The organism is Tepidanaerobacter sp. EBM-38 (genome assembly GCA_001896545.1).
Classification (GTDB): domain Bacteria; phylum Bacillota; class Thermosediminibacteria; order Thermosediminibacterales; family Tepidanaerobacteraceae; genus Tepidanaerobacter.
In genome coordinates, this window is record MPOT01000028.1 from 1 (window position 1) to 7,193 (window position 7,193).

Consider the following 7,193-nt stretch of genomic DNA (forward strand, 5'->3'; position numbering starts at 1 on the left):
AAGGAGTGCTATATTATTTCCTAAAAGATTATAGCAACGCTCTTCTTTTTTTAGAAAAAGCAGAAATAATTAATCCTAAAAATATAGACATCAAATATTTGTTAGCAGAAATATTTTTTGCAACAGCCCAATTAGAAAAGGCAGAGGTAAGATATCGGTCTTTGATTGGTAGTAATTCAAAATATAAAATTTTAGGGTTATATGGCATAGGTCACTGTTTGTTAAAAACAAACCGTTATGATGAAGCTCTTGGATTTTTTAATAAAGCATTGTTAAGCACAAAGCAAGAAGATCAAGATAATTTAGTTAAAATATTAAATAAAAGAGGCTTATGCTTAATTGAACTTAATAAAATAGAAGAAGCACGGTTGTGTTTTGAAGAATGTTTAAGAATTTCACCAGATGATTATAATGTTCAATTAAATCTAGCACTAACTTTGAGTAAATTAAAGAAATTCGAAGAAGCTGCCAAGATTTATAAAAAAATACTAAGCAAGACACCACATAATATTATTGCTATTAATAACTGTGCATCATGTCTGGCTGAATGTGATAAAAATTACGAAGCTTTAGAATACTACAACATAGGTTTAACCATAGACCCAAACAACCCTGATTTACTCACAAATAAAGGTTATTGTCTGTATAAACTCGGGCACTATAATAATGCATTAGAGTGTTTGAATGAGGCTGAAAAAATCTTAAAACATGATATAATATTATATAATAATAAAGCTCTATGCTTAGTAGCTATAGGGAAATATGATGAGGCTTTAAAACTTTTCAATAAACTATTGGATTCAAATAAGTGTAATTCGGACGATTTATTATTTAATAAGGCGTATTGTTTAGTAAAAAAAGGTATGTATAGCGAGGCACTTACTTGTCTATTTAATATTAAAAATAAAAGTAGTCATAATTTTGATTTTTATATCTTGAAAGGCATATGCTTTGAGCAACTTGGTAATCATGAAGCTGCAGTAGAAAACTTCAATAAATCACTAATTATTGCCGGATAGGAGTGTAGTATTTGAACATACTTATTACAAATGATGATGGCATATATTCTGAAGGCTTAACTGCTCTAGTTCAAGAGATGTCTAAAATTGCTAATATTACAGTTGTCGCTCCGGACCGTGAACGCAGTGCTACAGCTCACGCAATAACTATGCATAAACCATTGAGAGCTGAAAAAATACATATTCCAAATAGCAAAGTCTCAGGTTGGAAAGTAAATGGCACCCCTTCTGATTGTGTAAAATTAGCACTTGAAGCCCTGCTAGAGTTTACTCCTGATTTAGTCTTATCTGGAATTAATCGCGGTCCCAACTTAGGAACTGATGTAATTTATTCTGGAACTGTATCAGCGGCAATAGAGGCTGCTCTTTCAGGAGTTCCGGCCGTAGCATTATCTATAATTAACCACAATCATAATTATGAAAATGTTAGTTTTGATAGTGCTGCTCAGCTTGCAAAGAAGTTATGCATGCAAATCTTAGAAAAAGTTTTTCCTGAAGATTCGCTGTTAAATATCAATATACCATCTGTTGAGCAAGATAAAATTGCTGGTGTGGCTGTAACTCGCCTGGGTACCATAAGATATAAAAATAGCTTTGATCGTCGTATGGATCCTAGAGGTAAAATTTACTATTGGCTGGCTGGTGAAGCAATTGATAATACTGAAATCGGTTCTGATGTCTGGGCTGTAAAAAACAATTATATTTCAATTACACCGCTGCTTTTTGATTTAACGAAATACGAAGTTATTGAAACAATTAAAAAGTGGGATTTACAAATATAAAATTATGCAGGAAGGTAATAAAAAATGGATACGAAAAGTAAGCTTGAACTTATTGCAAAAAAAGAAATAACCTATAATGATGAGTTATATAAACTCGTAGATTTCTTAAATAAAAATTTAAAGAATAAGCAAATCATAATCGGTATTTCAAAAAAAAATAATAAGGCTATTATATCAATATATAAAACTTAAAACTTGCACCATTGGAGTTCCCTCCACGTATACTATATTAATATTTAGTTTTTGGGAGGGAACGCAATTATGGGTGAAGGATGTATTACAAGATATTTTCCTGGTAATAATACTCCTGATGGGTACTGTTCTTTTTTTGATTATATTCTATCATGGAAACAATCACGGAGAATAATAATACTAAAGGGCGGACCGGGTGTAGGAAAATCAACCATGATAAGAAAACTATCTAATGAATTAGTTCAAAAAGGTTTAGACATTGAATTGCTACACTGTACGGCTGATAGTGACTCTTTAGATGGTTTGATAGTTAAGGATTATAATATTGCTTTAGTTGATGGAACTTCACCTCATATAATAGATCCGAAATTTCCTGGCTGTATAGATGAAATAGTTAATTTCGGCGAATACTGGAATGAAGCCAACCTTTTTAAAAATAAAGATATTATTTTTGAACTGCAGGAAAAAGTAGGTAATCTTTATAAAAGGGTTTATAAGTATTTAAAAACTTCTAAAATGATTTTAGATGATCTTGAAAATATTTATAGCAATGCTGTAATTAATAGATTAAGAGAAGCAAAAACCGAAGAAATAGTAAATCAGGTTTTTAAAAAAGATGTTAAAGTGAATAATAATAAAGTATCTTTACAAAGACATATGTTTGCAAGCGGAATAACCCCGGAAGGTTCTGTACACTTTTTAGATGAGTTATTTGGGAAAGTTCATCAACGCTTCATATTATCTGGTAATCCAGGTACAGGAAAGTCTGACCTATTAAAGAAAATCTTAGACCGTGCTATTAGCGAAGGCTTTGATGCAGATGTATTTCACTGTCCAATGGATCCAAAGAAAATTGAACATATTATAATCAAAGAGCTAGATGTTGGTTTTGTAACTTCTGTTAAACCTCACATACTGTCAAACATAAGGCAGAATGATGAAATAATAAATATGGATTTTGTACTAGACTATTCAAGATTAAAAGGCTTGGAAGAATATATTGAATACGATAAATCAGTTTCATGTGAATTATTTGAAAAGGCTATCGAAACGTTAGGAAATATAAAAAAATTACGTAATGAACTTGAAAAGATTTATGCTTCCAATATGGACTTTAAGGCAGTTAAAACAGTGGAGGAACAGATACTTTCAAAAATTTTAAGATATATAAAATAAAAATTTTATTTTAAGGGCCTTTTTCTTTTTTTATTTATAAAGAAGCAGGAAATTTTAATTTTATGAAGAATATAAGAAAAATACTTTATTTGTGTAAATCGCTGAGGGAGGTAATATAAGAATTGTTTATTTCAGAAAAAGCTCGAAATATAAGCCCATCTCCAACCCTGGCTGTTGATGCTAAAGCAAAGCGAATGAAAAAAGAAGGCCATAATATAATAGGCTTTGGGGCGGGAGAACCAGATTTTGATACTCCTGAGTATATTAAATTAGCAGCTATATCTGCTATTAACCAAGGCTTTACAAAATACACTCCGGTTGGAGGAATTGAAGAACTAAAGATAGCTATATCAAATTATTTTGAGGAAGAAATTGGTATTAAATATACTTCAAATCAGATAATGGTATCAAATGGTGCTAAGCAATGCATTTATAATGCATTATACTGTCTTATAGACCAGGGTGATAAGGTTTTAATTCCTAGCCCATATTGGGTAAGCTATCCGGAGATGGTTAAACTTTGTGGAGGAATTTCAATTTTTGTGCCAACAACCGAAAATAATAGCTTTATGCTAAAGGCAGAAACATTAGAAAAATATATAGATGAGAAAACTAAAGTACTCATAATTAATAGTCCTAATAATCCATGTGGTAGCGTATACTCTAAACAGGATTTAGAGCAAATTGCTGAATTAGCAGTGAAAAACAATCTTTTCGTTATATCGGACGAAATATACGATAAATTAATTTACGACGGCCTAAAACATGCTAGTATTGCTACATATGAGAATATGCTTGAAAGAACTTTATTGATAAACGGTGTGTCAAAATCATTTGCAATGACAGGCTGGAGAATTGGCTTTGCAGCAGGGCCAAAACAGCTTATAGAAGCTATGGAAAATTTCCAGAGTCATTCTACATCCAACCCTAACTCTATAGCTCAAAAAGCAAGCATAGAAGCCTTAACCAATTTAGCTAAAAAAGATGAAACTATTTCAAAAATGGTTGATGAATTTTCAGAGCGCAGAACATATATGGTAAAAAGGATTAATAAAATGAAAAATCTTTCATGTAATTTACCTAAGGGAGCCTTCTATGTATTTATGAATATATCAGGAACCTTTAATAAGCAGTATGATGGTAGAATAATTAATAATTCAACAGATTTTGCTGAAATTCTTTTAGAAAAGTATAATGTTGCTGTAGTCCCTGGAATAGCATTTGGTGCCGACGATTATATAAGACTATCATACGCAACTTCAATGGAGAATATCGAAAAAGGTCTTAATCAAATTGAAGAATTTGTTGAGGCATTGAAGTAAGATGCAAGGATAAATATATAAACCAAATACGTTATTGCTAATTTATTAGGCGAATTTATTAATTAAAAATCTTTGACACCACGAAATAAATATTGTATAATAATAAACGTGTAGGGGAGTAGCTCAATTGGTAGAGTAGCGGTCTCCAAAACCGTTGGTTGCGGGTTCGAGTCCTGTCTCCCCTGCCATTATTAATTTATGTTGAATAGTTAATGCCTCAATTTCTTGAGGCTTATTTTTATATTAAAAACTGCGTGTATTGTATTAGAAGATAATACTATAATCTAATCTTTGAATTTGACAGCCATAATTAATAATAATTAATTGCAAATATATATTTTAGTTTACATAAGATATATTATCGGACGTTAAAATTTTTGTATAAAAATATACTTGATTATACTTGCTGCTCTCATATTTATTTTTGTCAATTTCAATAACTAATATATAACTAATATAATTGTAAATCATTCATTCATTGCTTTTGTTTTAAACTCTTTCTTATAAATAAAAACTAACAAACGTATGTTTAAAATAATATTATCTTATGATATAATAAATAAAAATTCCCAGGGGTGACGAATATACTATGTATGAAAACTTAACGCATAGACAAAAACAAATACTTGATTATATACATAATTATTTCAAAACTAAGGGTTACCCCCCATCGGTTAGAGAAATTTGCGTAGCTACTAATTTAAAGTCTACCGCAACTGTTCATAGCTATTTAGTTCAATTAGAAGAAAAAGGATATATAAAACGCGATCCACAGAAGCCAAGGGCTATTGAAATTATGGATACTAGAATTGTTATTGATAAAGATGTAGTCCAAATACCCCTTGTTGGAAAAGTTACTGCTGGAGAACCGATTTTAGCACAGGAAAACATTGAAAACGTATTTCCTTTCCCTAAAGAAATGTTGCCTGATGCTAATGTCTTTATGTTGGCGGTAAAAGGCGATAGCATGATAGAAGCCGGCATTTTAAACGGTGATTATGTTATGGTTCAATCTACAAATACTGCAAAAAATGGTGATATAGTTGTAGCTCTGCTGGAAGAAGATGAAGCAACTATAAAAAGGTTTTATAAAGAATCAGACCATATTAGACTTCAGCCAGAGAATCCTTTTATGGAACCCATTATAGTAAAAGATCTTAAAATACTTGGAAAAGTAGTTGGGCTTTATAGAAGATTCTAATTAAATATTTATTTTATTTCGAGATTACCACTGTCTATTAATGCTTGAAGACCACTTAGTATTCCGAGTTTTACATGATAAAAATTTAGGCCCCCTTGAATATATGCTGCATAAGGCTCTCTTATTGGAGCATCGGCGCTAAATTCTATAGAAGAACCCTGTATAAAGCTACCTCCTGCCATGATTACTTGATGATCATATCCAGGCATGGCCCAAGGTTCAGGTTGTACATGCGAATCGATAGGCCCCACTTTTTGTATACCTCTGCAAAAATTAATTAACGCATCTTTGTTTCTTAGTATAACAGCAGTTACTATATCGCTACGCCTTTCATTATACCTTGGGTATACTTCAAAGCCTAATTCCTCCATAATTTTAGAAGTAAAGATAGCGCCTTTTAAGGCTTCCCCTACTATCATTGGTGCATAAAAGAGACCTTGAGCTATTAAGCGATTCGAAGAAATTGATGGACCGCAATTTTTATCCAAGCCAGGAGCAGTAAGCCTATAAAAACATTTTTTTACTAATTCACTTTTTCCTGTTATATATCCACCAGTAGGCGCTATGCCGCCTCCTGGGTTTTTTATCAAAGATCCTGCACAAAGATCCGCACCGACTTCTATCGGTTCTTTTGTTTCAACAAATTCTCCATAGCAATTATCAACAAAACAGATTACATCACTTTTTAAGCTTTTTATGTATTCAATAAGTTTTTGTATATCTGTAATACTTAAAGATGGCCGCAGGCTATAACCTCTTGAACGCTGGATAAGAACCATTTTAGTATTATCATTTATATTCTCTTTAATTGCCTCAAAATCTGGTTTACCATCAAGCAAACTTGCCTCACGATACTTAACATCATAATCTTTTAATGAACCGCAGTTATCTCCCCATATGACGCTTTTTAAAGTGTCATATGGGGTTCCGGTTGCACTTAAAAGCTCATCACCTGGCTTTAGCACGCCTAAAAGACACAAGGTTATCGAATGTGTTCCTGATACTATTTGAGGTCTTACAAGTGCATCTTCAGCTTTAAAAACATTTTTATATACTTCTTCTATTGTTTCTCTCCCTGTATCGTTGTATCCATATCCTGTAGAATCCATGAGATGATAATCACTTAAACAAGACTGTTTCATTGCAGTTAAAATCTTTACCTGGTTGAATTCGACAACACTTTCGATATACTTTAAAATAGATTGAATTTCTTCCATTACTTTTCTGGATTTTTTTATAATATCTAGGTTAATTCCATAATCCTTAATAGCAATTTTGTCAATATCTTCATCAAATACATTTGCTCCTACTTTTTTCACTTATTATCCTCTTTTCAATTATAATTCTCGATTATGTACATTATCACAATTTACCTTTAGATTCAACTCTTGATTGCATAACGTGTTGTTATTCTGTGATAATGTCATGTTGAATTTATTCTGATAAAATGTCAGGTATGCGAGAGGAGACATTCAACATGACTCAAAAAGAGATAACTCGT

Annotated in this window: 7 protein-coding genes and 1 tRNA gene; 7 read left to right on the forward strand and 1 reads right to left on the reverse strand. The window is 31.7% G+C overall.

Annotation, left to right across the window (positions count from 1 at the left end):
* The 7 genes from BUC45_RS03175 to lexA all read left to right on the forward strand — a co-directional run.
* Positions 1–1,019 (forward strand): tetratricopeptide repeat protein (locus tag BUC45_RS03175; protein ID WP_296970266.1); only part of this gene is annotated, 1,019 nt, incomplete at its 5' end.
* An 11-nt stretch (positions 1,020–1,030) separates the two neighbouring features.
* A complete protein-coding gene (surE, locus tag BUC45_RS03180) occupies positions 1,031–1,801 on the forward strand; it encodes a 5'/3'-nucleotidase SurE (protein WP_296970268.1) in 771 nt (256 codons plus the stop codon).
* Positions 1,802–1,825: 24 nt separating this feature from the next.
* On the forward strand, positions 1,826–1,993 hold the full coding sequence (locus BUC45_RS03185) for a YpmA family protein (protein WP_296970269.1): 168 nt from the start codon (positions 1,826–1,828) through the stop codon (positions 1,991–1,993).
* Between the two features lie 69 nt (positions 1,994–2,062).
* A complete protein-coding gene (locus BUC45_RS03190; RefSeq protein ID WP_296970271.1) occupies positions 2,063–3,169 on the forward strand; it encodes an AAA family ATPase in 1,107 nt (368 codons plus the stop codon).
* Between the two features lie 122 nt (positions 3,170–3,291).
* On the forward strand, positions 3,292–4,491 hold the full coding sequence (locus BUC45_RS03195) for a pyridoxal phosphate-dependent aminotransferase (protein ID WP_296970273.1): 1,200 nt from the start codon (positions 3,292–3,294) through the stop codon (positions 4,489–4,491).
* A 112-nt stretch (positions 4,492–4,603) separates the two neighbouring features.
* Positions 4,604–4,679: transfer RNA gene (locus BUC45_RS03200), tRNA-Trp, on the forward strand.
* 401 nt (positions 4,680–5,080) lie between these two features.
* Entirely contained in the window at positions 5,081–5,692 is a 612-nt protein-coding gene (gene lexA / locus BUC45_RS03205; protein WP_296970275.1) for a transcriptional repressor LexA, read from the forward strand.
* Between the two features lie 8 nt (positions 5,693–5,700).
* Here the strand turns inward: lexA and BUC45_RS03210 are convergent, their stop codons facing one another.
* A complete protein-coding gene (locus BUC45_RS03210) occupies positions 5,701–7,011 on the reverse strand; it encodes a methionine gamma-lyase family protein (RefSeq protein ID WP_296970276.1) in 1,311 nt (436 codons plus the stop codon).
* Positions 7,012–7,193: the final 182 nt, after the last annotated feature.

What these genes read in the sequence shown, in the direction of transcription:
- lexA (WP_296970275.1), top strand. Translation starts at nt 5,081, where the DNA reads ATGTATGAAAACTTAACGCATAGACAAAAACAAATACTTGATTATATA.
- BUC45_RS03185 (WP_296970269.1), top strand. Translation starts at nt 1,826, where the DNA reads ATGGATACGAAAAGTAAGCTTGAACTTATTGCAAAAAAAGAAATAACC.
- BUC45_RS03190 (WP_296970271.1), top strand. Translation starts at nt 2,063, where the DNA reads ATGGGTGAAGGATGTATTACAAGATATTTTCCTGGTAATAATACTCCT.